Source organism: Neobacillus sp. WH10 (assembly GCF_030123405.1).
In the GTDB taxonomy this organism is placed as follows: Bacteria; Bacillota; Bacilli; order Bacillales; family Cytobacillaceae; genus Neobacillus.
The window spans coordinates 1,535,842-1,560,216 of record NZ_CP126110.1; the positions used below are offsets into that span (position 1 = coordinate 1,535,842).

Consider the following 24,375-nt stretch of genomic DNA (forward strand, 5'->3'; position numbering starts at 1 on the left):
GAGCAGGATCCGCATGGAATCCTGCCCTCTCGAAGGGGAATTGCTTCAACAGGTACGTTCATTTAGGAGTGTTCTTTGATAAACACCTCATTTTTCGTAGAGTGTTTTTTATAAAGATACATCATTGTTCAAGCTGACCATCCCCTATTTGTTTTTATATGTTTCCCAACTTATAAAAACGGGTAGCGATCTGCGGTAAACACCTCATTTTCCGTTTATTATTTAAGATAAACAGTTGGTGTTATTTGAACTCAAAATGGTTACTATACACATTGTACAATACAACCATCCCCTTATTTGAAACGAATGGAAGCTCACTTGTTTGAAATGTTATTGTCTTTAGTAGACACCTCATCTCAAGTTTTGATGAATTTCTTCATCGAAGTAAGTTGTTCCCCTTCGATTATTATGATGTCCGAAAGTGATAGAATTATACTTAAAGTTTTACGATAAATTGAATTCCTATTTTTATCGAGAGGAATTTGATAAAATGATAACCATAATCATGCTACGGAAGGACGTTTGCATATGTCTTTATTAACAATTGACAATCTTGTCGGGGGATACACAAGGAACCCTGTATTAAAGGATGTATCCTTTGAGGTTCGGGAGAAGGAATTAGTCGGACTTATTGGACTGAATGGAGCGGGGAAAAGTACAACCATTAAACATATTATTGGATTAATGGAACCACATCGCGGCACCATCAAAATTAATGGACATTCCTTTACAGAAAATAAAGAAGCTTATCGCCGCTTGTTTACGTTTGTTCCTGAAACACCGGTCTTATATGAAGAACTAACGCTAGATGAGCATTTGAAATTAACTGCCATGGCTTACGGGCTGGACGAGTCTACTTATAAACAGCGAATTACTCCGCTGTTGTCAGAATTCCGGATGGAAAAGCGCTTAAACTGGTTTCCGGCTCATTTTTCCAAAGGGATGAAACAGAAGGTAATGATTATGTGTGCGTTCCTGGTACAGCCATCGCTCTATATTGTTGATGAACCTTTTGTTGGCCTAGATCCGCTTGGGATTCAATCCTTGCTTGATTTAATGAAAAAGATGAAAGAAAACGGTGCGGGAATCTTAATGTCGACACATATTCTCGCGACGGCGGAAAAATATTGTGACCGCTTTGTCATTCTCCATGAAGGGAAAATACGTGCCAAAGGGACACTTGCTGAGTTAAGAGAGCAGTTCTCGATGCCAACAGCCTCTTTAGATGATTTGTATATTCAATTGACGAAGGAAGAAAATTATGTTTGATGAGAAGAAACTGTGGAAAGATCGCGCCAGTGGTCGCATGAAAGATTTAGGAAGATATTTACGCTATATTTTCAATGGGCATCTTGTCATCGTCTTGTTATTTCTAGTTGGTACAGCAGCATTTTATTATCAAAAATGGATTGAAACACTTTCAACTGATTTTCCTGCTGAGCTTTTTTTAGCTGTAATCATTGGATTTTTCGTAACATACAGTCCAGTTTACAACTTTCTGCTTGAAGCTGACAGAGTATTTTTACTGCCTCTAGAGGATAAATTGAAAGGATATTTTCTCCGTTCCGGGATCGTAAGCTTTGTATTTCAAGGCTATATTCTATTAATGGTCCTGGCAATACTTATGCCAATATATGCACATGTAAATAATAATAGCTTTAGCCCATTTATCCCATTCCTCGTTGTTTTACTTATTGCAAAGGGATGGAATTTAGCTGTCACTTGGAAAACTCATTATTACATTGAGTCATCCGTACAAAGATGGGATATAGTTGTTCGCTTTTTTCTTAATGCTGTATTTTCCTATCTATTATTTAAACAGGCAAACCTTATTCATCTTTTAATTATCGCATTGATTATGGGCTTTTATTATTACAGCTTTTTAGCCCGGACAAAAAAAATGAGCTTAAAGTGGGATCAATTAATTGACCACGAAGAAAAGAGAATGGCTTCCTTTTATCGATTGGCCAATATGTTTACGGATGTACCAAAATTAAAGGACACTGTTAAACGAAGAATATGGCTTGATTTGTTTATTAGCAGAATCCCATTTTCACAAGAAAAGACCTATCTATATTTGTTTTCACGAACGTTTTTGCGCTCATCTGATTATCTGGGATTATTCCTACGTTTAACTGTGATTGGCGCGCTTGGCATCTATTTTATTTCATTTGGCTTGGGGCAAATTTTACTTAGTTCTTTATTTTTATATCTAACCGGATTTCAATTGCTGCCATTATGGAATCACCACCAAAACAAACTGTGGGTTGATATTTACCCAGTTGCACAAAAATATAAGACAGCTTCATTCTATTTTCTGTTAATGATTATCTTAACGATCCAAGCAGTTATTTTCGCATTATTTATTATGATTAAAGGTGAAATATTTATTTCATTGCTTGCTTTACTCGCAGGTCTTGGGTTTAGTTACATTTTTGTATATTTTTACGGTAAAAATCGATTAAAAGCATAATCTTTGAAATCCCCTTTTGAGTTGAAGGGGATATTTTTTTGAAACTATTAGGCGGTTCTCCTCGTAATTAAGCATAATATGAATTGTGGAGGGGGTGGTCTTATTGAATGAGTATGAATTAATGGTTTATGAAGAAGTAGAAGAATGGAAACGAAAATTAAAGAGACGTTCAGGAATGATGAACCGTATATCGAAAAAAGCTCAAGGGAAAATCAACGAATGGATTCCAGATAAGGTTCATGAGGTCATGACTGAAAGTATTAAAGGAATGGTCAAAGCAACGTTATTTGGCTCCCAGGTGACAACGAATAAAGATCAGGCCCGTGGCTTAACACTTGCAGAAAGAGATGAATTGGCACGAAAAAAAATATCTGCCTATCAGAAGACAGCAGTGGTCGAAGGAGCAGGGACAGGGGCTGGAGGTATTTTACTTGGTCTTGCAGATTTTCCGTTACTCCTATCAATTAAGATGAAATTTCTGTTTGAAGCGGCTTCTGTTTATGGATTTGATTCAAGGAAATATGAAGAAAGATTATTTATTCTCCATGTTTTTCAACTAGCTTTTTCAAGTGATGAAATTCGCAAGAATACTTTATTTGAAATTGAGAATTGGGATAGCCGCAAGCAGGTACTCGTGGAAATGGATTGGCACAAGTTCCAGCAGGAGTACCGTGATTATATTGATCTAGCTAAATTATTTCAGCTTGTCCCGGGGATAGGGGCGTTTGTTGGCGCCTATGCTAATAATAATCTTCTGAAACATTTAGGTGAAACGGCGATGAATGCCTACCGATTAAGGCTGCTGCAAAAAGCCCCTGAACTCTAACTAGAGACAGGGGCTTTTTAATTATTCTTTATGAATCCTTATTGCAGCCGTACCTAGTGTTTTTGCGGCAATGAGCATCGCTTTTTCATCGATATCAAATTTTGGATGGTGATGCGGATATCCGTCATCATCACGAACCGGCTTTGCTCCAGTGTAAAAGAAGGTTCCTGGAACCTTTTGCAAATAGTAAGCAAAATCCTCACCGCCCATTTGCGGTTCGGTTTCTTCAATTGTTTTGACCTCAGAAACATCCTTTGCACAGCTAATTAAAAACTCTGTTTCCCTTTCATGGTTGATCACAGCGGGATAACCTCTTACAAAATCATACTTATATGTGCTATTTGCAGAATAGCACGTGCCATGGATGATTCGTTCTATTTCTTCTTCAATTAATTGCCTAATACCTTCATTAAAAGTCCGGACAGTTCCTACTAATTTTGCTTTGTCAGCAATAACATTGAAGGCATTTTCTGCAGTGAAGGAAGCAACAGTGACAACAGCTGCTTCAACTGGATTGACTTTGCGGCTAACTATTTGCTGAAGATTTAATACGAGTTGTGAAGCGGTAACGATGGCATCCTTTGTTTTATGCGGCTGTGCTCCGTGGCCGCCTTGACCTTGAATTTCAATTTCAAAACGGTCTGCTGCTGCCATGATTGGACCTGTTCGGTATTGGATGGTTCCTGTTGGTTCACTTGACCACAAATGTGTGCCGAAGATTACATCTACACCTTCTAAACAGCCATCTTCTATCATTGGTGCTGCTCCGCCGGGAGCATATTCTTCCGCGTGTTGATGAATAAAGACGTAAGTCCCTTCGAGCTCCTCACTAAGTTCATTTAATGCTTTCGCAAGGACAAGAAGTGTAGCAGTATGACCGTCATGTCCACATGCATGCATGACTCCAGGTACTAATGATTTGTAAGGAACATTTTTTTCATCCTGAATGGGCAATGCGTCAAAGTCTGCACGTAATGCAACCGTCTTACCAGACTTTTTCCCATAGATTTTGGCAACCACTCCATTACCACCTACATTACCCTTTACTTCAATATTAATTTTTTCATAATAGGATTGAATAAATTTTGCCGTTTCATATTCTTGAAACGATAATTCTGGATGCTGGTGCAGATAGCGCCTGATTGAGACCATTTCTTCGTAGTAACCTTCTAATTTATTAAAAAGCTTGTTTAACATATGTAATCCCTCCCAATGCTTCAAATTAAAGAGTGTATTTTCAAACTATTTTAACACTTATATACAATTATGTTGATTTTAATAGTGAATTTCTTTTTACTTTTATGCTCTTTTAGTGAATAAAAGAAGGCCGACAAAAATTCGGCCTTTAATTAAATTAACAATATAGCAACAATCGTTGTTACGACTAGCCCGATAAACACGGGGACAAGGTTTCGTCTCGCCAGTTCAAACGGGTCCACGTTACATATGGCAGCAGCAGGAATTAATGCCCATGGAACGATTGTTCCGCCTCCGACCCAAATCGCGGCTATTTGTCCAAGTGCTGTCAGTGTGGCAGCGCCTTTACCAATGGTGACGGCGAATAAACTTGCAATCGACCCGGCTAGAGATATGCCTGAGAATCCAGAACCATCTAAACCTGTAATAGCCCCAACAGTTGTTAACGTTACAGCCCCAACAGCTTTACTTAATGGAACAACTCCAGCAAGTGCGATGCCTAAATCATTGACGATTCCATGAGAAGCTTTTGGTAAAAAATCTCCGATGATTTTTGTAAAACCGCTATCACCTAAATAAAAGAATGCCGCAATTGGAATAACTGGGCCAAAAACCTTAAATCCAAATTGGAAGCCTTCAATTAAATACTGTGTTGTTTTTTCAAGACCTTTGTTTTTATGACTTGTTAAAGTGATTAAGAGAAGAATAATAATGGAGGTTCCACCAACTAAGGCAGTTGCATCACCACCGGCCAGATCGAGGATAGACATCGCAGTAACGTCAGCAGCAAGTAATAGTGGAACTAATATTGCAAAGAATCGTTTTTGAGCGAGTGATAATAGGGCAGGTTGGTCAGATGCTTCTGTTGGAGAATCAGGTATGATGGTGGAAGAGGGTTGAAGGATTCCCCGCTTCATGTCTCTTTTTAAAAAGTAGAAGGCCGTAACAGTAGTCACAAGACCCATAATAATTACTAACGGAATACTGGCATCAATGACATCTTGAATGGGAAGTCCGGCAGCATCTGCTGTTAGTTTAGGTGCTGCTTGAATAACGAAGTCACCTGATAAAGCAATTCCGTGACCGAACAAGTTCATCGCCATGGCAACACCAAGTGCTGGTAACCCGGCTTTATTTGCGACTGGTAGGAGAACAGCTCCAAGCAAGGCAACTGCAGGGGATGGCCAAAAGAACCAAGAAATGACCATCATCAGTATCCCAATCGTCCAATAGGCAAGTGTTGGATTGCGAATTAATTTCCTAAATGGTGAGATCATGACATCATTAATCCCGGTAGTGGTCAAGGTATGGCTCATTGCGACGATAATAGAAATAACGAGTATAGTAGACAATAATTCTGTAATCGCATAACTAAAGCTGTTGAAAATACTGCTAATCGAATGACTTAAATTGCCGGTGGCGGTAAGAGCAATCAAGAAAATCCCGATAATACAAACAATGGTCGTGTCCCTTCTCATCACCATCAACCCGATAATAAGAACAATAAAGGACACGTAAATCCAATGAAGAGATGTAAGCTCGATAAGCACTTCATTTCCCTCCTTTCTTATCTTTAGGGGCAATAGCCCTGCTGGATGTAATACAGAATATGAAAATTGCATCCAGTGGTGAGAGGGGAATAGAAAAAAGAATGGAGTATTCACACTCCATTCCCGTGATTACAATTTATTTGGTTATTGAATATTTACTTACATAGGGTGCACTCGCAAAAATATTTTGCTGTGTATTTATACTAGTCCCTTTGATTTTATCAGCCTCAAAAAATGTATCGGATTTCTTCCACTTTTGATGATAGGCCTCATTTTCCCAAACTGTCAGGATCACATACGTATTGGATGATAAGGGGCGGAGCAGTCTAAAAGCAATCAATCCTGGTTCATTCTCAATATTTTGAACTTGGTTTTTAAATTGATGCTCAAATAATGGGCGCCCTTCATCTTTTACGGGGATATTATTCATGACAGCAAAGCCCTCTTTTTGGATTTCACCGATAGATTCTAACACCTCATATCTGCGTGGTTCTTTAAACGCAGTTCCTCCAATTGTTTCATGAAGTAATAAGGCTCCATTTTCATTAACCATTGTCACCATTACCTCATTGGGATATTTGCTTTCAATCCTTTTTAAAAAGTCGAACGTTCCGGTTGTCAAATAAACATGCATTTTTATTTCCCCCTTTAGAATTGATTTTCTAGTAGTCTATACGTATTATTTTCCAGTATGCTTTCTGTGATTTAAACAGATTTGTTTTAAGTAAAAACGACTTTTTTTTGACAGTTAGTATCATTATCTATACACAAATAGGATTAATCGATATAGTGAATACATCTATGTATATTAACATTCATTTCAAAAGTTTTTAAATTTATGTTCAATATATTAAAATGGAAAACAGACATGTTTTTTGAAAGGTGGACTTTATTCATGCCAAGACCAATTAATGAAACATTTTTAAAAGCAGCAAGAGGTGAGAAAACAGATCATGTACCTGTATGGTATATGCGTCAAGCGGGTCGATCCCAGCCGGAGTATAGAGAGATTAAAGAAAAGTATTCATTATTTGAAATCACTCATCAGCCAGAGCTATGTGCTTATGTCACTCGTTTACCAGTTGAGCAATATAACGTAGACGCAGCGATATTATATAAAGATATCATGACCCCACTTCCAGCGATAGGTATGCATGTTGAAATTAAGGGTGGAATTGGACCAGTGATCGATAATCCAATCAGCTCTCTAGCAGATGTTGAAAAGCTAGGTGAAATTCACCCGGAAGAAGATGTTCCATTTGTATTGGACACGATCAAATTATTAACGTCTGAGCAATTGAATGTGCCCTTAATTGGTTTTTCTGGCGCACCATTTACACTTGCCAGCTACATGATTGAAGGCGGACCTTCGAAAAACTACAATAAAACAAAAGCATTCATGTACACGGAACCAAAGGCCTGGTTTGCTTTGATGGAAAAATTAGGCGATATGATTATTACATACGTGAAGTCGCAAATAAAAGCTGGGGCAAAGGCCATTCAAATCTTTGATTCATGGGTTGGAGCATTGAATGTGGAGGATTATCGCTATTTCATTAAACCAATCATGAATCGAATTTTTACTTCATTAAAAGAAGAAAATGTGCCGTTAATTATGTTTGGTGTTGGAGCAAGCCATTTGGCATTAGAATGGAATGATCTTCCGATTGATGTTGTAGGATTAGATTGGCGACTGCCGATTCAACAGGCAAGGGAAATGGGCATTCATAAAACCGTTCAAGGCAACCTTGACCCGGCGATATTGTTAGCCCCTTGGGAAGTGATTGAAGAAAGAGCGAAAGCCATTTTAGATCAAGGAATGGCACAAGACGGTTATATTTTTAATTTAGGCCATGGTGTATTCCCATCTGTTAATCCAGAAACATTAAAAAGATTAGCATCCTTTATACATGAGTATTCAGCATCCAAATTGAGTCGCTAAGTTCTCATCTGTAGGTGTTAAAATTGGTAAGCTAACCAATTTTTTGGCACAATATAGTGAGTTGTTTGATAAGGGGTATACAAAGCCGTAATGCCCCTTTTCATAAATGAAAAAGCGAAAGAGACTTAAAAATGAGGTGCAACATATGACAAAAAAGAAAATGGGACTGTTGGTAATGGCATACGGTACCCCATATACATTAGATGATTTAGAAGGCTATTATACACATATCCGTCATGGCCGGAAACCGAGTCCAGAAATGATGGAAGACCTTCGTAATCGTTATGAAGCAATTGGCGGAATCTCTCCATTAGCAAAAATCACACTTGACCAAGCGGAAATGCTTGAACAACATTTAAATCATGTTCAAGATGAAATTGAATTTAAAATGTATCTTGGATTAAAACATATAGCACCGTTTATTGAAGATGCTGTAAAAAAAATGCATGTAGATGGAATTAAAGAGGCAGTAAGTATTGTTTTGGCTCCGCATTTTTCAACCTTCAGTGTACAATCCTATAACGGCAGAGCAGTGGAGGAAGCAGAAAAGCTAGGCGGGCTCAAAATTAGAACGATAGAAAGTTGGTACCAGGAACCGAAATTTATCGGATATTGGGCTAATAAGGTAAGACAAATTTTTGATCAAATGCTACAGGAGGAAAGGGAACAAGCAGTTTTAATTGTTTCCGCACACAGCCTGCCTGAGAAAATCCTCCAATTTGGCGACCCCTACCCAAGTCAGCTTCAGGAAACGGCTGATTTAATTGCGGAACAAGCAGGGATAAAGAATTACGAAATCGGCTGGCAAAGTGCTGGAAATACTCCGGAGCCTTGGATTGGCCCGGATGTTCAGGACTTAACAAGGGATCTATTTAACACTCATCATTATAAATCATTCGTTTTTGCACCTGTCGGATTTGTATGCGACCACCTTGAGGTGTTATACGATAATGATTATGAATGCAAAGCGGTTACGGATGAATTAGGAGTAAGCTACTATCGGCCGGAAATGCCGAATGCAACGGCTGAATTCATAGATTGCTTATCAAGCGTAATCCTAAAAAAATTAATGGAATAAGTTGAGATAGAAATTTACTTGGAAAGAGAGTGACGTCTGTGACCAAAGACAAACAGAAGGTTGTCATTATTGGGGGAGGAATTGCTGGTCTCACGTCAGCGTTCTATCTTCAAAAAGCAATACAAGAGAATAATTTGCCTATCGAGATTCAACTCATTGAAGCATCACATCGTCTCGGCGGTAAAATGCAAACCGTTGTAACAGACGGTTTTACGATTGAAAGAGGCCCAGATTCATTTTTAGCAAGGAAAACAAGTATCATCAGGCTTGCAAAGGAAGTTGGAATGGAAGACACACTAGTACCTAATTCCACGGGTAAATCGTATGTTCTTGTTAACGAGAAACTTCACTCAATGCCCGGTGGTTCGATCATGGGAATTCCTACGGAAATAGGACCATTTATCACAACAGGTCTTTTTTCCATTCCCGGTAAAATAAGAGCTGCGGCTGATTTTATTCTGCCTCGTTCAGAAAGCGGAAAAGACCAATCATTAGGACGATTTTTCAGAAGAAGATTGGGTGATGAAGTGGTTGAAAATTTAATTGAACCATTATTATCAGGTATATACGCTGGTGATATTGACCAATTAAGCCTCATGTCTACTTTCCCGCAATTTTATGAAGTGGAACAAAAATACCGAAGCCTGATCTTGGGTATGAACAAAATGACCCCCTCGCAACCGAAACAGCCTGATAATAAGGACAAGAAAAAGGGAGTTTTCTTAACCTTCAAAACAGGCCTTCAATCCTTTGCCGAAGCGATTGAAGCAAAAATAGATCCGAAGTCTATCTTAAAAGGCCATCGGGTCGATCATATTGTAAAAGCAGATCAAAAATATGAAATTTACCTAAATAATCGGGAAACGATTAAGGCAGATTGTATTATTGCCGCTACCCCTCATCAGGGAACACAAGCGATGTTTTCCGACTACAGCTTTTTTGATCCATTTAAAGCCGTTCCATCCACATCTGTTGCTACAGTATCACTAGCTTTTCCTGAGGAAGCAATTAAGAATGATATAGATGGAACCGGATTTGTTGTTTCGAGAAATAGTGATTATTCGATTACTGCTTGTACATGGACACATAAAAAATGGGAACATTCGACTCCGAAAGGAAAGGTCCTTCTCCGTTGTTATGTCGGAAGAGCTGGTGATGAGACGATTGTTGATCTGTCAGATGATCAAATCATTAAGATTGTCCTCGACGATTTAAAAAAGACAATGGACATTTCCATGAATCCTGACTTTTCCATTGTATCAAGATGGAAAAATTCCATGCCGCAATATACTGTTGGTCATAAACAACGGCTGGCAACCATACTAGAGCATGTTAAAACTGAACTGCCAGGTGTATTCTTGGCAGGCGCTTCCTATGGAGGTGTCGGGATTCCCGATTGTATTGACCAAGGAGAATTAGCTGTCCAGAATGTGTTGGATTATTTAAAGGTGAAAAATATTGCAAAAGAAGTTGTTCATTGATAACAGCTTCTTTTTTTTATAGTTCTTACTTGCAAACCACTAAAAATGGATGTATACTCTTTAAGTATCAACTGACTGAAATGTTCATATGGTCATTTATGAACGTTTTTTGTTTAGATATAAGGCATTCGACAAGGATTGTCCAAAAAGATAGTCCTTATTTTTGGAATTAAAATGACCAAATGAACAAAATAGTCAATAATAATAAAAAGGAGGCATCGTAGTGAAAAACATCTTATTAAAGGAAGAACTTTTGACGATATTTAAAAATAAAAAAGTTTTAATTCCGATTATCGCTGTATTGTTTGTCCCAGTCTTGTATGCGGGAATGTTTTTGTGGGCGTTCTGGGATCCATATGACAAGCTTAACGAACTGCCGGTTGCGGTCATTAATAATGATGAGGGTGCAACACTTGATGGGATTAACCTAAAGATAGGTGATGATTTAGTTTCTAACTTAAAGGAAAGTAAAGATTTTGATTATGTATTTGTAGACAAGAATGAAGGTTATAAAGAGTTAAAAGACCAAAAATATTATATGGCGATCGAAATTCCAAAAGACTTTTCCAAAAATGCAACTACATTATTGGATGAAAATCCGAAAAAATTGGAACTGATCTATACTCCGAACGAAGGCTTTAACTTCCTTTCAGCACAAATCGGCGGCTCAGCTGTAGAGAAAATCAAAACGGCTGTTGCAGAACAAGTAACTGAAACGTACGCTGAAACAATGTTTAGCAAAATTTCAGAGGTTGCTGATGGAGTGGTACAAGCAAGCGACGGTGCAGGTCAGTTAAGTGATGGGTCAGTTGACTTAAATAAGGGCTCTGATGATTTAAATAAAGGCCTTGCAACCCTCGCTGAAAAATCCATTGAATTTAACAATGGGATGAAAACAGCAAATTCAGGTTCAAAGGAATTAGCAGCAGGTTCAACAGAATTGAAAAACGGGTTAGCTAAAGCTGAGGCCAATCTTCCGTTACTAATTGCTGGTACGAAAGATGCATATGCTGGTGCTGAACAATTGAAACGTGACCTTCCAGCAGGGATAGCAGCTGGTATTGAAAAGGAATTGACTGGAAGTGTAGGGGAACTAAATAGCGGCATTGATCAGTTTAAATCACAGTTATCAGGGATGTTAGCAGCAAATATTGCTGATCAAACGATTACACAGCAAACAGAAAAAATGCAGAAATTAGCTAAAACCCTAATTGACAACAAAGTTGACCCAGCTCTTGTACAACAAATAATGGCTAATGAGCAAAAAAATGCACCAACGAAAGAACAGTTACAGCAACAAATTTTATCTGCATTAAGCCCTAAACTGGATGCTGGTTTCAATCAATTCAAATCAGGCGTTAATGAAAAATTAGACGGTGCATCGAATGGTTTGGAAAGTAAAATTAAAGCACAAACAAACCCTTATTTTGATCAATTGATTACTGGTATTGGCAAAATCAATGGTGGTCAGCAGGAATTACAAAAAGGGATCCATGATTTATATGCAGGTTCATCAAAATTAAATGATGGTACCAAAACCCTTTCTGCTGGTATGAGTCAGTTAACTGGTGGAGCAGATCAAATTACAGACGGAACGGGTCAATTAGCTGATGGCTCTGGGCAACTAAAAGACGGAACATCCAAGCTTTCTGAGGGTGCCAAGGAATTATCAGATAAGCTTGCTGATGGGGCAAAAGATGCTTCAAGAGTTCATTCAAATGAAAAAACTTACAATATGATGGCTGATCCAGTAAAACTCGATAATGAAAAAATTAATCATGTACCAAACTATGGAACAGGATTTGCACCATACTTCATTTCATTAGGCTTATTTGTTGGTGCACTACTATTATCGATTGTCTTCCCGCTTCGCGATACAACGGTAATGCCATCAAGCGGATTTAACTGGTTTATTAGCAAGTTTTCCGTCATGGCAGGTGTTGGAATTATCCAAGCATTACTAGTAGATGTCATTCTACTTGCTGGATTAGGTCTTGACGTACAAAGTGTTCCTAGGTTTATTTTATTTTCAATCATTACTAGTTTGACGTTCATTGCTTTAATTCAATTACTAGTTTCAGTATTTTCTGATGCAGGGCGTTTCCTGGCGATTCTCATTTTGATTTTCCAATTAACAACAAGTGCCGGAACCTTCCCGCTTGAATTAATTCCAAATTTCCTTCAGCACTTTAATGTATTACTGCCGATGACCTATTCGGTTAGTGGCTTTAAGGCTGTTATTTCAAGTGGTGACTTCAGCTATATGTGGCAAAATGCTACGATTCTCTTAGGTTTCTTAGTTGCATTCGCCCTTGGAACAATCGCTTATTTCACAATGAGACATAGGTATCGATATAAACATCAAAATAATACTTTAGTTAGTGAATAAAGTATTTTACCAGCCGACCTGTTTCGGCTGGTTTTTTTGTTTCTCCAAATAATCTAAAATGAGAAAAGTAAAGGAATACTTTGCTCTAATGTGGAACAAATATGGGATAAAAAGGAATGAAAAAGTGGTAGCGGTTCCTATGTGCCCGGATCCATGGAAAAATAGTTGTAAGGTAACGAAGAGGTTCTACGTGCCCGGATCCTGTGGGAAAAACAAGTAATTTGTTTTATTATGAAAACAAACTGATTTTTGAGTATATTAAATATAGGAATCCTAGAAATGGAGGAGTAGACATGAAACTCACAGTAATCGGTTTTTGGGGTGGATATCCAAAACAGAATGGTGCAAGCTCTGGATATTTGCTTGAACATGAGGGTTTTCACTTATTAATAGATTGTGGAAGCGGGGTTCTTTCGAAGCTGCAAAATATTATCAAGCCTGAAGAACTGGATGCGGCCATCATTTCTCACTATCATCCTGATCACATCGCAGATATCGGTGTCCTGCAGCATGCAAGACTAATTCAAGGATTATTAAGCAAGGAATCCCCAACATTACCGCTATATGGTCATAAATTTGACCATCATGAATTTGCCAAACTAACTTATAAAAATATCACAAAAGGGGTCGCTTATGATCCTAATAGTACGCTTTCGATAGGTCCATTTCAAGTTTCATTTTTAAAGACAAACCATTCTGTTCCATGCTACGCGATGAGAATAGAGGCAGATGGTAAAACAATAGTCTATACTGCCGACAGCTCCTTTAAAGAAGAGTTTATTGAGTTCAGCAGGGGAGCCGATGTTTTACTGTGTGAATGCAATTTATACGGACATCAAAACGGTAAATCAGCAGGTCATATGAACAGCGTGGAGGCAGGGCAATTTGCCCATAAAGCCGATGTAAAACAATTAATTCTTACACACCTGCCGCAGTACGGAAACCTAGCGGATTTAATTACTGAGGCATCTTGCAAATTTACTGGTATAATAAAACTTGCAGACGAATTTCTATCTATTTCACTATAAGAAGGGACAGAATACTATGTTATTTATCGATAATAAGGGCATCACCGACCCGCGGATAAATCTGGCGATTGAAGAGTATGCTTTAAAAAATCTTGATATAAATGAAACCTATTTATTATTTTACATAAATGAACCATCCATCATTATTGGAAAAAATCAAAATACAATTGAAGAAATCAATACAGAATATGTTGAGAGTAATGGTATACACGTAGTGCGCAGATTGTCCGGAGGGGGAGCTGTTTACCATGACCTTGGCAACTTAAACTTTAGTTTTATTACAAAGGATGATGGGGAAAGCTTTCATAATTTCCGTAAATTCACTGAGCCGGTAGTAGCAGCACTGAAAAAATTAGGGGTAAACGCCGAGTTAAGCGGCAGAAATGACCTGGAAGTTGAGGGTAGGAAAATTTCTGGAAATGCACAATTTTCCACGAAAGGGAGAATGTTTAGCCATGGTACCCTGCTTTTTAATTCAGAAATGGATCATGTTGTATCTGCCTTGAAGGTCAAGAAGGACAAAATTGAGTCAAAAGGAATTAAATCGGTTCGCAGCCGGGTAGCCAATATTTCTGAGTTTCTGACAGAAAAAATTGATATTCAAGAGTTCCGTTCATTAATTTTAACATCCATCTTTGCCGGACAAGAAGAAATACCTGAATACATGTTAACTGAGGAAGACTGGGAAAAGATTTATCAGCTATCAGAGGAGCGCTACCAAAACTGGGAATGGAACTACGGGAGATCACCTAAGTTCAATCTGCAGCATTCTCACCGCTTTCCGGTCGGTTCTATCGATGTCCGCTTAGAAGTGAACAAAGGAATCTTAGAAAACTGTAAAATATATGGCGACTTTTTTGGTGTCGGTGATGTAAGTGACATCGAAAACATATTAAAAGGCATTCGTTATGAAAAAAATGAAATTGAGAAGAGACTTTCAGAGGTGGATATCACTCATTATTTTGGAAGTGTCTCAAAAGAAGAATTTATCAACTTAATTTATTAATAACTGACGCGGTGATAAAATCACCGCGTTTTTGTGTATAATACTTGAATACTTAACTTTCTAGCAATATAATATATTTAGAAAATTTTTACGAATTAGTGAATGAGTATTCATTCACAGGGGGAGGGAACAATGAATCTATCTGCAAAGCTAAATGAAATAGCTAAGAGCTCTGCTGAAAAACCAGCGTATTATTTTATGGGTCAGGCAAGTACTTACGCAGAATTGGATGGGGCAATTACAAAGTTTGCTTCGGGGTTAGAGAAATTAGGAATCAAGCAAGGGGATCATATTGCCTTATTGCTCGGCAACTCACCACATTTTATTATCAGCTTATATGGGGCATTACGGCTAGGGGTAACCGTCATTCCCATTAATCCAATTTACACGGCTGATGAAATTGGCTACATCTTAAATAATGGGGATGTTAAAACGGTTGTTGCACTCGATTTAGCATTACCATTAGTGGAAAAAGTCCATGCTTTACTACCAAAAATTGAGCAATACGTTTTTTGTGAAACAAAGCCTGATAGTCTAGTTAAATCTGAGATTGAAAACCTTTCAGTTTATACAAAAATGAAATCGTTTTCAGAGGTTGTTGCTTTAGGTGAATTAACTTTCCAAGGTCCCGAGCTTAAGGATGATGATGTCGCAATCATTCTCTATACTTCCGGAACAACTGGAAAACCAAAGGGTGCAATGTTAACCCATAGGAATTTGTATAGCAATGCCAAAGATGTTGCAGATTATTTAAAAATGAATAACGATGACAAAGTGGTAACAGTCCTTCCAATGTTCCATGTTTTCTGTTTGACAGTTGCCTTAAATGCACCGTTACTAAGTGGTGCAACCTTGTTGATTGTACCAAAATTTAGTCCGAAGGAAATTTTTGCGTTAATAAAGGGATATGAGGCAACTGTTTTTGCGGGTGTTCCGACAATGTATAATTTCCTCTATCAATTTCCAGATGGACACCCTGATGACCTGAAATCATTACGATTATGTATTTCCGGGGGTGCATCACTTCCAGTTGCTCTCTTAAAGAATTTCGAACAGAAATTTAATGTGGTGGTTTCGGAAGGGTATGGCTTATCAGAGGCATCACCTGTCACGTGCTTTAACCCGCTTGATCGTCCGCGCAAGCCTGGCTCCATTGGAACATCGATTATGAAGGTGGAGAACAAAGTAGTTGACGAACTTGGTGAAGATGTACCTGTTGGCAGCGTTGGTGAACTAATTGTGCGTGGCCCAAATGTGATGAAGGGCTATTATAAAATGCCTGAAGAAACAGCAGCAACGATTCGAAACGGCTGGCTTCATACTGGTGACATGGCGCGAATGGATGAAGAAGGGTACTTTTATATTGTTGACCGGAAAAAGGATTTAATTATTATAGGCGGTTACAATGTATATCCTCGTGAAGTGGAGGAAGTGATCTACAATCATCCAGATGTTGTTGAAGTGGCAGTGGTTGGTGTTCCAGAGCCTAACCAGGGTGAGGCTGTAAATGCCTATGTTGTCAGCAAAAACCCTGAACTTAGCAAGGAGCAAATACTTGAATATTGTAAAGAACATCTTGCTAAATATAAGGTACCAACAACGATCGAGTTTTTAGAAGAACTTCCAAAGAACACAACAGGGAAAATATTGAGGCGTGCCCTTAAAGCACAGGTTACGCAAGCTGTTGGAAAGTAAGATTTTTATGTTTTAGCAAAATTTTTCTAATGAAAGGCAGGCATTTTACCTGCCTTTTTCGAATTTCTAAAGTAAAGGGGTGGAGAAAATGGAGCAAATATTACTTGAGGTGAACAATCATATAGCGATTGTTACCATTAATCGTGCGGAAGCACTCAATGCCTTTAATTACGAGACATTGCTGGAATTGCAAAGAAAGGTTGAAGAAATCCGGATTGATTCAATGGTCAGGGCTGTTATTTTTATCGGTGCAGGCGAGAAGGCCTTTAGCGTTGGTGCCGATCTAAAAGAACGAAAAAACCTAACTAATGAGCAAGTGAAACGAAATTTGTTTAAGATAAATGAGGTTTTTAACGCAATTGATAATCTTCCCCAACCAACCATCGCCGCCATAAACGGCTTTGCTTTCGGTGGCGGTATGGAGCTTGCCTTGGCTTGTGATTTTCGGATTGCAGCAAAGGAAGCGGTAATGGGGCTAACAGAAACCGGTCTTGCAATTATTCCAGGCGCTGGCGGGACGCAGCGGCTTCCAAGACTTATTGGTCAGGCGAAGGCATTGGAGCTAATCCTAACCGCACGCAGGCTGACGGCAGACGAGGCCTGCGACTTTGGACTTTTGACAAGGGTTGTTTCTCGTAATGATTTATTGCATGAGTGCTTAGGCTTTTGCTCGCTGTTACTTGCAAATGGTCCAATAGCTTTACAGCAAGCAAAGTTTGCCATTAAAAATGGAATGAATACCGATTTAAACACAGGTCTGCAGATTGAACGAAAAGCCTACGAAGTAACACTTCCAACTGAGGATCGAATCGAAGCATTACAAGCCTTCACCGAAAAAAGAAAACCTATTTATAAAGGGAAATAATGTGAAATGTCATCAGTGAGGGATGGATAAATACCCTCACTGATTTTTTTTGACCAATCGGGGCTATTAAAGCCCGAATCTAGGAAAAAAGGGAGAGAAAAGTGCTCATAGAGGTTCTTTGCGGGCGCTTCTACTTTTATATTTACAGAAAATTTGCTAAAATCTATGTTTATATGAGTGATTGTAACGAGGGGGAATCGAGATGGCGGATTTAGCAATAGGAAGAGAATCGTCTGAATTTAAAAAGGGTGTCCAAGCGGGGATCAGCATCGGGATTGGTTATTTTCCGATTGCACTGACATTTGGTCTCCTTGCAAAATCCTCCGGGTTATCTATTTATGAAACGGTTTTAATGAGTCTGATTGTGTTTGCCGGTGCATCACAATATATCTCACTTAGCCTTATTGCTTATGGGACTAGTATATTTGAAATTATTTTAACAACCTTTATCGTAAATATTAGACATTTTTTGATGTGTACAACTTTAAATGAAAAGTGTGAAGAAGATCATCTTTTTAACAAAATAATTTATTCTTTTGGAATTACTGATGAAACGTTTTCTGTTGCAGCTACAAGGGAAGGAAGAGTAACAACAGGATTTATGTTCGGCCTCATTTCAATAGCTTACTCAAGCTGGGTGGTATGTTCAGGTATGGGCCATCTTATTGGGGCCAGTCTGCCCCAAACATTACAGGAGAGTATGGGTGTTGCCCTGTATGCTATGTTTATTGGGCTCCTGGTTCCTTCGATGAAAAAAAGTGCAAAAGTGATTTTCTTGGCCGTACTTGGAGCGATTTTTAATTCAATTTTTACAATCAGCCACATCATGGCTCAGGGCTGGGCAATTGTCACGGCTACGCTATTATCGGCCATTATCATTGAAATAGCAGAAGTGATGAAAACGAGACGTGGAGGAAGGCGACATGAAGAGTGAAATAATTTGGATGATTTTCGGAATGGGGCTTGTTACTTATATTCCGCGAATGCTCCCTTTTGTTCTGTTTAAAGGGAAGGAGCTTCCGCCATTTATTCAAGGGGTGCTAAAGAATGTTCCATATGCCGCCCTTGGCGCGTTAATATTTCCAGCTATTATCTTTATTCAAGAAGATGATATTTGGTACGGGATACTAGGGGCTGCAGCTGCCTTCATAGCTGCCTATTTAGGAGCCAATGTAATCTTGGTAGTCCTTGGCTCTATTGTCATTCTTGCGCTATACTCTTTTCTACTATAAGTCAGTCCCTGTGCTGGCTTTTTTTTTGCTTAGTTCTAAAAACCGCCATATTTAACTAAACTATGTATAGGAGAGGCTGTACACAAAGGGGGACAAAATCATGGTAAGAAAAATGGGGGTCTATGCGGTTTTGGCCTTTTGTTTATATGGACTGTTTTTTTATTGGTATTTATTTTACTTTGCCGATGTAACATTGCCATTTGAATATGAAGGATCAAAGGCAGACCCATCTACCTTTCTTAACGGAAGAGAGCTAAGTTTAAGCGAGGAGTATTCAAAAGTTAGAAACCTATTGTTTTTCTTATCAACACCGTTTGAATGGCTTTTTTATTTTCTTATTTTGTTATTCGGTTTTTCAAAAGCATTTAAACGCTGGGCTGAAAGTTCTTCAAAGTTTAAACTGCTGCAAATGGCAATTTATTTAATTTGGTTATCCTTTTTTTCCTTTTTAGCAACTTTTCCTTTAAAGTATATTAGTTATTCTTTAGCCAAAACCTATCATATTTCAACACAAACCTTTCCTTCTTGGATGAAGGATGAGTTGATTGATTTTTGGATTAATTACGGGACATTGTTGATTATTGTCCCTGTCTTATACTGGCTGATGAAGAAAAGCCAAAAGCGTTGGTGGCTTTATGGATGGCTGTTATCGATTCCCTTTACGATATTCATGATGTTTCTTCAGCCGGTTGTCATCGACCCCTTATACAATGATTTTTATCCATTAAAAAACAAGGAATTGGAATCAAAGATTCTAGCCTTGGCTGATAAGGCTGATATTCCAGCAAAGCATGTCTTTGAGGTGAATATGGCGGATAAAACCAATTCCTTAAATGCATATGTAACGGGGATTGGCACGAATGCTAGGATTGTCCTTTGGGATACGACGTTAAACAGGCTAAATGATAAACAAATTCTTTTTATTATGGCCCATGAAATGTGTCATTATGTTGAAAAACATATTTATTTCGGAATTGCCGGCTATTTACTTTTATCGTTACTCGGGCTGTATTTGACCTATAGGCTGATGAATTGGGCAGTGGGACGCTTTGGGAAGGAACTTAAAATATCAGATGTAAGAGATATTCGCTCTCTACCGTTATTTTTTATGATTCTATCGATGCTCATATTTACTGCAAGCCCTTTGTCGAACTTAGTTTCACGCTATCAGGAAACACGAGCTGACAAATATGCAATTGAGATGACAAAAAATCCTGAGGCTGCGATTACCTCTTTTCAAGAATTAACCCGCTCTGGATTAAGTCAGGTAAACCCGCCGTTATTGGTTAAAATTTTCCGTTATACCCATCCTTCTATGCTTGATCGTATTTCCATGCTCGAAGAATATGAGATTAAGCATCGAGATAAATAGGATAAAAAAACTGAAGACATTAATCTTGTCTTCAGTTTTTTTATTGTCCATAGGCCGCTAAACGAGGCTTACACTTTTTTATAAAAAACAAAAACCGCCTAGTTGTGGCGGTTTAAAACGTTCCTTTACAATCCAAAACGTTTGTTGATTTCCTTGAGCTCACTAGATAAATGGAGAAATGATTTTTTGTCCCTGCGGTCAATGGCTAAGTCAATTTTCCGTTGTAATTTTTCCTTTTCAACCGTTAGCTGAATTTCTGACAAGAGCATTTCGATGTAAAGGTCCTGGATGAAGTTCTCTTTCATTCGATTCCGTTTCATGGCACCAAGTTTCATTAATTCCGTGTATGATTTTTCATTCATGAAAATCACCTCTGATGCTTTTTTAAATTATATGGAAATTTCTAAATAATATCAGTAATTTTTAATGTTTTCTGATAGTATTTTTCTTGACATGAAAATTGTGAATAATTTAGTAACATTTTCCAAAATTAAAGGAATAAAAAGATAAAAGTGGTAACATATGGTGGGTTGGCTAAAATGAAAAGGAGTTGAAAGTATTGAAAGGTATAAAAATTGGAGAATATTTGGTGAATTCTTGTACGATGTATATTGAACCAGTGGAATATGCCAATAAAATTTATTCCCATATTGTTGAAGTAGAAGAAGAATTTTTATCACCTTTTAAACCATTACAAAATATTAAAAACAGTTGTGATTATTTTGGTGTAGATTATGAAAGCAGAAGGAAGGGGACAAGGCTATTAATTGAATATTCACGAAGACTTCCAATTGTCATAGAACCAATTAACAAAATCTATGCTTTCTGTACTGCGTCACCTGGCGATCCTAAGAGTATTTGGATCTTCCCTGCTCATGTTAAAGAATATCGTCGTGTTTCCGCAAGGCAAACCCTCGTTATTTTTCGAAATAACCAATCTCGTATTTTTCCTGTTTCCTATAGTACGTTTAATACACAAATGTTAAGAACTTCTTATTTACAAACGAAGCTTATGCAAAGAGTTGAATTTAACAATAAAAAGTTATTTTATTTACTGCATGGACCTAAGTCATCAACGGCATCAGAAAGTATTGAATTTTATTTAGAAGATCCAAAATAATTGTTAGGTATTTCTAACTTTTAGCGGGATAGGTGTTTTTTTAATAGGTATACCTCCATTAATTCTTGGACCTTATTGCGAATCCTTGGATTAAAGTAATTATGGTTTTCTTCATAGCCTTTATAAATAAACATATACATCGTAAAAGCATCGTCCCGTTTTGTTTCAATGACTTGAAGTTTATTCTTCTTCATATACTGTTTAACCTCAGAGAGTTCCCGCTGTACTTCCTTCATTGTTGCTTCAATTAAATCCAAATAAGGTTTTTTTAATTTAAATGGACTATTTTCCACAACACTTAAATCACGGTTTAAGACGATGAGAACCATCGGTAAATAAATAGCCTTTTCCATTATGTCACGATCATCCTCTGGAATCCTGGTCATCTTACCATCTACACCTTTCTTATTTTATCGAACGAATGTTCTGTTTTATTTTACAAAAAAGAACCGATAAAAGCAATAAAACAATTCCACGTAAAAGCTCACCAAATTGGCGAGCTTTCTTTGGCTGATAGGAAAGTAAACTTTCCTATCAGCCAAAAGTGAGGTTACGCTTCTATCTTCGCAAATCGACGAGTCCTCTTTGTTGCAAATATCAGGCAATGTGTGAGAAAGTTTTTATTAATAGAAGGATATTTGATAGGAGAAAATGAATTAAATGAGGAAACCTAAAAAAGAAAAAAACAGTCAAATATATTGAAGATTAAAAAACATGGACGAATGGGTGATAAAAAAATGAGAGCTGATAAACATCAAAATAAGAAAAAGAAGAGATGGACGTCCATTTTACTTGTTTTCTTACTATTAATTGGTGCAGTAACTGGTTATGTATATTTTCAATTTAAACAAGGAGTCAACCAATCATTAAAAAAATTAAATAAGGATAATAAAGAAGAAAATGTTGTCTATACATTTGAAGGGCAGAAGGATCAGTATGGGAATACCAATATCTTATTACTTGGAAGTGATGCCCGAGGAAAAGAAAAGTCCCGTGCAGATACGATTATGATTGCTCATTATAACGAAGATAAAGGAACCTTCAAATTAACTTCAATTATGAGGGATAGTTATGTAGAAATTCCAGGGCATGGAAAACACAAGATTAATTCTGCCTTCGCACGAGGGGGTCCAGAGTTAATGCGGCAAACCATCAAGAAGAATTTTGATATCGACCTACAATATTATGCCATTGTTGATTTTCAGGGATTTGTTCAACTAATTGACGAAGCATTCCCGAAAGGTGTAGAAATTGATGTAGAGAAAAAAATGTCTGAATATATTGATGTAACAATTGAGCCTGGTCTGCAAAGATTGGATGGCGAGCATTTATTAGGTTATGTTCGATTCCGGCATGATGCAATAGGTGATTTTGGAAGGGTAGAACGTCAACAACAAGTTATAAAGGCCATTAAAGAACAATTGAGCGGTTTTCAAACCATAACAAAGCTGCCAAAACTAATTGGCGTTGTAACCCCTTATGTGAATACAAATATAGACACATCGGATGCATTATTTATGGCTAAAGACTTCCTATCAGATAAAGGGAGTATCGAAACATTCCGTATTCCAGTCGAAAATAGCTTTACTGAACCAAAAATAAAAGGTGAAGGAGACGTTTTGGATCTTGATGTCCAAAAAAATAAAGAGGCACTCCATCAATTTATCATACAATAAATATTCTATACAAAATACTATTAGCAATTAATTAAAGGAGAATGGAATGGACTTCGAATCACTAAAAGCTTGGTTTACACTTGAACATATTATGAGCCTCATACAAGAATATCGGGCGCTTGGACCGATACCGGGCATATTGTTGATCGTCCTTGAAGCATTTTTGCCGTTTCTCCCGTTGTTTGTATTTGTAATGGCAAATGCCAATGCCTTTGGCCTTTGGTTAGGATTTTTATATTCTTGGCTTGGTGCTTGTATGGGGGCACTTCTTGTTTTTTCTTTACTCAGGAAGTATGGGCAAAAAAGGTTATTATCTTTTTTACCTAGACACCCGAAGGTCCGTAAGTTGATGGACTGGGTGGACCGTCATGGGTTTGGCCCCCTATTTTTAATATTATGTTTTCCATTTACCCCATCTGCGATTGTAAACGTTGTTGCTGGTCTTTCAAAAATACGCTTTGCTCAATACATGCTGGCAGTGTGCATTGGAAAAATGGTGATGATTTTTACGATAAGCTTTATCGGCTATGATCTCCGTTCATTAATAACAAAGCCCTTTCGGACGGTCATCGTTTTGCTTGTTATTTTTATTCTTTGGTATGTAGGAAAAAGAATTGAAATTAGGATGAATAAGAGAACGGAAACTGACCATAATGGAGAAATGGAGAAAAATAAAGAGAAGGAGAAATGGAGGGGATTCAATGAAAATTGAATGGAAACAGGAAGGCATGGATTGGGTTAAGGCATTTGGTATCGGAATCATAATTTTTGCTTTTATTCGCACATTTTTCTTTTCTAATTATATTGTAGAAGGCGAATCGATGATGCCTACGCTTCAAGACGGTAACAAGCTGGTTGTCAACAAGCTTGGCTATCAGATTGGTGAATTAAACCGTTTTGACGTCATTGTCTTTCATGCCAATGCCAAGGAGGACTTTGTTAAACGGATTATCGGGCTTCCAGGTGATAAGATTGAATATCGGGATGATCAGTTATATATTAACGGTCACAAGTTTAAGGAACCGTTTTTAAATCCTTATAAGCAGAAGGCACCTGGTATGAAGCTGACTGGAGATTTTAGTTTGAAGGAAATTACCGGTGAAAATGCAGTTCCAGAAGGAAAATTATTTGTTCTTGGTGATAATCGTTTAGGAAGTTGGGACAGCCGACAATTTGGTTTTATCTCTTCCAGTCAAGTTGTAGGAAAAGTTGATTTACGCTATTGGCCATTGAATGAATTGGACGTCCATTTTTAAATAGAAGAAGTAGAAATGAACACGATTGTATAAGTCGTGTTTTTTTTGGCTATTAGGAAAGTATAAGTGCAACTACGCCTCTGTCTTCGCCCTTAGGGGGCTCGGCAATCGGCGAGTTTTCTTTATAATAAAAACATTAGAAATTACCAATTATGCCTTTAATATGCAGAGCCCTAATCCAAACGTTTG

General features: G+C 37.8%; 23 protein-coding genes. 18 read left to right on the forward strand and 5 right to left on the reverse strand.

Annotated elements, in window-relative coordinates; translation table 11 throughout:
* The first annotated feature begins 528 nt into the window (after positions 1-528).
* The 3 genes from QNH20_RS07180 to QNH20_RS07190 all read left to right on the forward strand — a co-directional run bounded on the left by QNH20_RS07180 (position 529) and on the right by QNH20_RS07190 (position 3,299).
* On the forward strand, positions 529-1,269 hold the full coding sequence (locus tag QNH20_RS07180; protein ID WP_283922208.1) for an ABC transporter ATP-binding protein: 741 nt from the start codon (positions 529-531) through the stop codon (positions 1,267-1,269).
* Positions 1,262-2,473 carry an ABC transporter permease gene (locus QNH20_RS07185; protein WP_283922209.1) on the forward strand — a complete coding sequence of 404 codons (1,212 nt, stop codon included), beginning with the start codon at positions 1,262-1,264 and terminating at the stop codon, positions 2,471-2,473. The genes QNH20_RS07180 and QNH20_RS07185 overlap by 8 nt, the downstream gene beginning before the upstream one ends.
* A gap of 103 nt (positions 2,474-2,576) precedes the next feature.
* Positions 2,577-3,299: an EcsC family protein gene (locus QNH20_RS07190; RefSeq protein WP_283922210.1), complete on the forward strand. Its 723-nt coding sequence runs from the start codon at positions 2,577-2,579 to the stop codon at positions 3,297-3,299.
* 21 nt (positions 3,300-3,320) lie between these two features.
* On the opposite strand, the gene QNH20_RS07195 is transcribed toward QNH20_RS07190, so the two are convergent.
* The 3 genes from QNH20_RS07195 to QNH20_RS07205 all read right to left on the reverse strand — a co-directional run bounded on the left by QNH20_RS07195 (position 3,321) and on the right by QNH20_RS07205 (position 6,680).
* On the reverse strand, positions 3,321-4,496 hold the full coding sequence (locus QNH20_RS07195) for an amidohydrolase (protein ID WP_283922211.1): 1,176 nt from the start codon (positions 4,494-4,496) through the stop codon (positions 3,321-3,323).
* A gap of 152 nt (positions 4,497-4,648) precedes the next feature.
* Positions 4,649-6,046, reverse strand: coding sequence for a hypothetical protein (locus QNH20_RS07200; protein ID WP_283922212.1), 1,398 nt, complete (start codon positions 6,044-6,046; stop codon positions 4,649-4,651).
* 136 nt (positions 6,047-6,182) lie between these two features.
* The gene (locus tag QNH20_RS07205; RefSeq protein ID WP_283922213.1) at positions 6,183-6,680 is read right to left on the reverse strand and encodes an antibiotic biosynthesis monooxygenase family protein; all 498 of its coding nucleotides are present in this window, start codon (positions 6,678-6,680) and stop codon (positions 6,183-6,185) included.
* 261 nt (positions 6,681-6,941) lie between these two features.
* Between QNH20_RS07205 and hemE the strand changes: the two genes are divergently transcribed.
* The 11 genes from hemE (at position 6,942) to QNH20_RS07260 (ending at position 20,134) form a co-directional block, all read left to right on the forward strand.
* Entirely contained in the window at positions 6,942-7,988 is a 1,047-nt protein-coding gene (hemE, locus tag QNH20_RS07210; protein WP_283922214.1) for a uroporphyrinogen decarboxylase, read from the forward strand.
* Positions 7,989-8,133: 145 nt separating this feature from the next.
* Positions 8,134-9,066 (forward strand): ferrochelatase, encoded by a 933-nt coding sequence (hemH, locus tag QNH20_RS07215; protein ID WP_283922215.1) that lies wholly within the window; start codon positions 8,134-8,136, stop codon positions 9,064-9,066.
* Positions 9,067-9,104: 38 nt separating this feature from the next.
* Positions 9,105-10,547 carry a protoporphyrinogen oxidase gene (gene hemY / locus QNH20_RS07220; RefSeq protein WP_283922216.1) on the forward strand — a complete coding sequence of 481 codons (1,443 nt, stop codon included), beginning with the start codon at positions 9,105-9,107 and terminating at the stop codon, positions 10,545-10,547.
* A gap of 223 nt (positions 10,548-10,770) precedes the next feature.
* Positions 10,771-12,936, forward strand: coding sequence for a YhgE/Pip domain-containing protein (locus QNH20_RS07225; protein ID WP_283922217.1), 2,166 nt, complete (start codon positions 10,771-10,773; stop codon positions 12,934-12,936).
* 293 nt (positions 12,937-13,229) lie between these two features.
* Entirely contained in the window at positions 13,230-13,964 is a 735-nt protein-coding gene (locus QNH20_RS07230; RefSeq protein ID WP_283922218.1) for an MBL fold metallo-hydrolase, read from the forward strand.
* Positions 13,965-13,980: 16 nt separating this feature from the next.
* Positions 13,981-14,970, forward strand: coding sequence for a lipoate--protein ligase (gene lplA / locus QNH20_RS07235; protein WP_283922219.1), 990 nt, complete (start codon positions 13,981-13,983; stop codon positions 14,968-14,970).
* A 132-nt stretch (positions 14,971-15,102) separates the two neighbouring features.
* Complete coding sequence (locus QNH20_RS07240) at positions 15,103-16,665, forward strand: fatty acid--CoA ligase family protein (protein ID WP_283922220.1); 1,563 nt, start codon at positions 15,103-15,105, stop codon at positions 16,663-16,665.
* Between the two features lie 88 nt (positions 16,666-16,753).
* The gene (locus QNH20_RS07245) at positions 16,754-17,530 is read left to right on the forward strand and encodes an enoyl-CoA hydratase-related protein (RefSeq protein WP_283922221.1); all 777 of its coding nucleotides are present in this window, start codon (positions 16,754-16,756) and stop codon (positions 17,528-17,530) included.
* A 202-nt stretch (positions 17,531-17,732) separates the two neighbouring features.
* Positions 17,733-18,464, forward strand: a complete 732-nt coding sequence (locus tag QNH20_RS07250; RefSeq protein WP_283922222.1) for an AzlC family ABC transporter permease — start codon at positions 17,733-17,735, stop codon at positions 18,462-18,464.
* Positions 18,454-18,762 carry an AzlD domain-containing protein gene (locus tag QNH20_RS07255; protein ID WP_283922223.1) on the forward strand — a complete coding sequence of 103 codons (309 nt, stop codon included), beginning with the start codon at positions 18,454-18,456 and terminating at the stop codon, positions 18,760-18,762. The genes QNH20_RS07250 and QNH20_RS07255 overlap by 11 nt, the downstream gene beginning before the upstream one ends.
* A gap of 100 nt (positions 18,763-18,862) precedes the next feature.
* Positions 18,863-20,134 (forward strand): M48 family metallopeptidase, encoded by a 1,272-nt coding sequence (locus QNH20_RS07260; protein WP_283922224.1) that lies wholly within the window; start codon positions 18,863-18,865, stop codon positions 20,132-20,134.
* Positions 20,135-20,259: 125 nt separating this feature from the next.
* Here the strand turns inward: QNH20_RS07260 and QNH20_RS07265 are convergent, their stop codons facing one another.
* Complete coding sequence (locus QNH20_RS07265) at positions 20,260-20,496, reverse strand: IDEAL domain-containing protein (protein ID WP_283922225.1); 237 nt, start codon at positions 20,494-20,496, stop codon at positions 20,260-20,262.
* A gap of 197 nt (positions 20,497-20,693) precedes the next feature.
* On the opposite strand from QNH20_RS07265, the gene QNH20_RS07270 reads away from it, so the two are divergent.
* Positions 20,694-21,254 (forward strand): competence protein ComK, encoded by a 561-nt coding sequence (locus QNH20_RS07270; protein ID WP_283922226.1) that lies wholly within the window; start codon positions 20,694-20,696, stop codon positions 21,252-21,254.
* Between the two features lie 20 nt (positions 21,255-21,274).
* Here the strand turns inward: QNH20_RS07270 and QNH20_RS07275 are convergent, their stop codons facing one another.
* The gene (locus tag QNH20_RS07275; protein WP_283922227.1) at positions 21,275-21,640 is read right to left on the reverse strand and encodes a YhjD family protein; all 366 of its coding nucleotides are present in this window, start codon (positions 21,638-21,640) and stop codon (positions 21,275-21,277) included.
* Positions 21,641-21,991: 351 nt separating this feature from the next.
* Between QNH20_RS07275 and QNH20_RS07280 the strand changes: the two genes are divergently transcribed.
* The 3 genes from QNH20_RS07280 to lepB are packed head-to-tail and all read left to right on the forward strand — an operon-like array spanning position 21,992 to position 24,186.
* A complete protein-coding gene (locus QNH20_RS07280) occupies positions 21,992-22,930 on the forward strand; it encodes an LCP family protein (RefSeq protein ID WP_283922228.1) in 939 nt (312 codons plus the stop codon).
* A 46-nt stretch (positions 22,931-22,976) separates the two neighbouring features.
* The gene (locus QNH20_RS07285) at positions 22,977-23,642 is read left to right on the forward strand and encodes a TVP38/TMEM64 family protein (RefSeq protein ID WP_283922229.1); all 666 of its coding nucleotides are present in this window, start codon (positions 22,977-22,979) and stop codon (positions 23,640-23,642) included.
* On the forward strand, positions 23,632-24,186 hold the full coding sequence (lepB, locus tag QNH20_RS07290; protein WP_283922230.1) for a signal peptidase I: 555 nt from the start codon (positions 23,632-23,634) through the stop codon (positions 24,184-24,186). Before QNH20_RS07285 ends, lepB begins: the two co-directional genes overlap by 11 nt.
* Positions 24,187-24,375 lie beyond the last annotated feature (189 nt).

Excerpts from the sequence above, each read along its gene's own strand:
- QNH20_RS07265 (WP_283922225.1), bottom strand. The coding sequence starts at position 20,496 with ATGAATGAAAAATCATACACGGAATTAATGAAACTTGGTGCCATGAAA.
- lepB (WP_283922230.1), top strand. The coding sequence starts at position 23,632 with ATGAAAATTGAATGGAAACAGGAAGGCATGGATTGGGTTAAGGCATTT.
- QNH20_RS07260 (WP_283922224.1), top strand. The coding sequence starts at position 18,863 with ATGGTAAGAAAAATGGGGGTCTATGCGGTTTTGGCCTTTTGTTTATAT.
- QNH20_RS07205 (WP_283922213.1), bottom strand. The coding sequence starts at position 6,680 with ATGCATGTTTATTTGACAACCGGAACGTTCGACTTTTTAAAAAGGATT.
- QNH20_RS07280 (WP_283922228.1), top strand. The coding sequence starts at position 21,992 with ATGAGAGCTGATAAACATCAAAATAAGAAAAAGAAGAGATGGACGTCC.
- hemH (WP_283922215.1), top strand. The coding sequence starts at position 8,134 with ATGACAAAAAAGAAAATGGGACTGTTGGTAATGGCATACGGTACCCCA.
- hemE (WP_283922214.1), top strand. The coding sequence starts at position 6,942 with ATGCCAAGACCAATTAATGAAACATTTTTAAAAGCAGCAAGAGGTGAG.
- QNH20_RS07180 (WP_283922208.1), top strand. The coding sequence starts at position 529 with ATGTCTTTATTAACAATTGACAATCTTGTCGGGGGATACACAAGGAAC.
- QNH20_RS07250 (WP_283922222.1), top strand. The coding sequence starts at position 17,733 with ATGGCGGATTTAGCAATAGGAAGAGAATCGTCTGAATTTAAAAAGGGT.
- lplA (WP_283922219.1), top strand. The coding sequence starts at position 13,981 with ATGTTATTTATCGATAATAAGGGCATCACCGACCCGCGGATAAATCTG.
- QNH20_RS07285 (WP_283922229.1), top strand. The coding sequence starts at position 22,977 with ATGGACTTCGAATCACTAAAAGCTTGGTTTACACTTGAACATATTATG.
- QNH20_RS07230 (WP_283922218.1), top strand. The coding sequence starts at position 13,230 with ATGAAACTCACAGTAATCGGTTTTTGGGGTGGATATCCAAAACAGAAT.
- QNH20_RS07240 (WP_283922220.1), top strand. The coding sequence starts at position 15,103 with ATGAATCTATCTGCAAAGCTAAATGAAATAGCTAAGAGCTCTGCTGAA.
- QNH20_RS07245 (WP_283922221.1), top strand. The coding sequence starts at position 16,754 with ATGGAGCAAATATTACTTGAGGTGAACAATCATATAGCGATTGTTACC.
- QNH20_RS07185 (WP_283922209.1), top strand. The coding sequence starts at position 1,262 with ATGTTTGATGAGAAGAAACTGTGGAAAGATCGCGCCAGTGGTCGCATG.
- QNH20_RS07255 (WP_283922223.1), top strand. The coding sequence starts at position 18,454 with ATGAAGAGTGAAATAATTTGGATGATTTTCGGAATGGGGCTTGTTACT.
- QNH20_RS07195 (WP_283922211.1), bottom strand. The coding sequence starts at position 4,496 with ATGTTAAACAAGCTTTTTAATAAATTAGAAGGTTACTACGAAGAAATG.
- QNH20_RS07275 (WP_283922227.1), bottom strand. The coding sequence starts at position 21,640 with ATGACCAGGATTCCAGAGGATGATCGTGACATAATGGAAAAGGCTATT.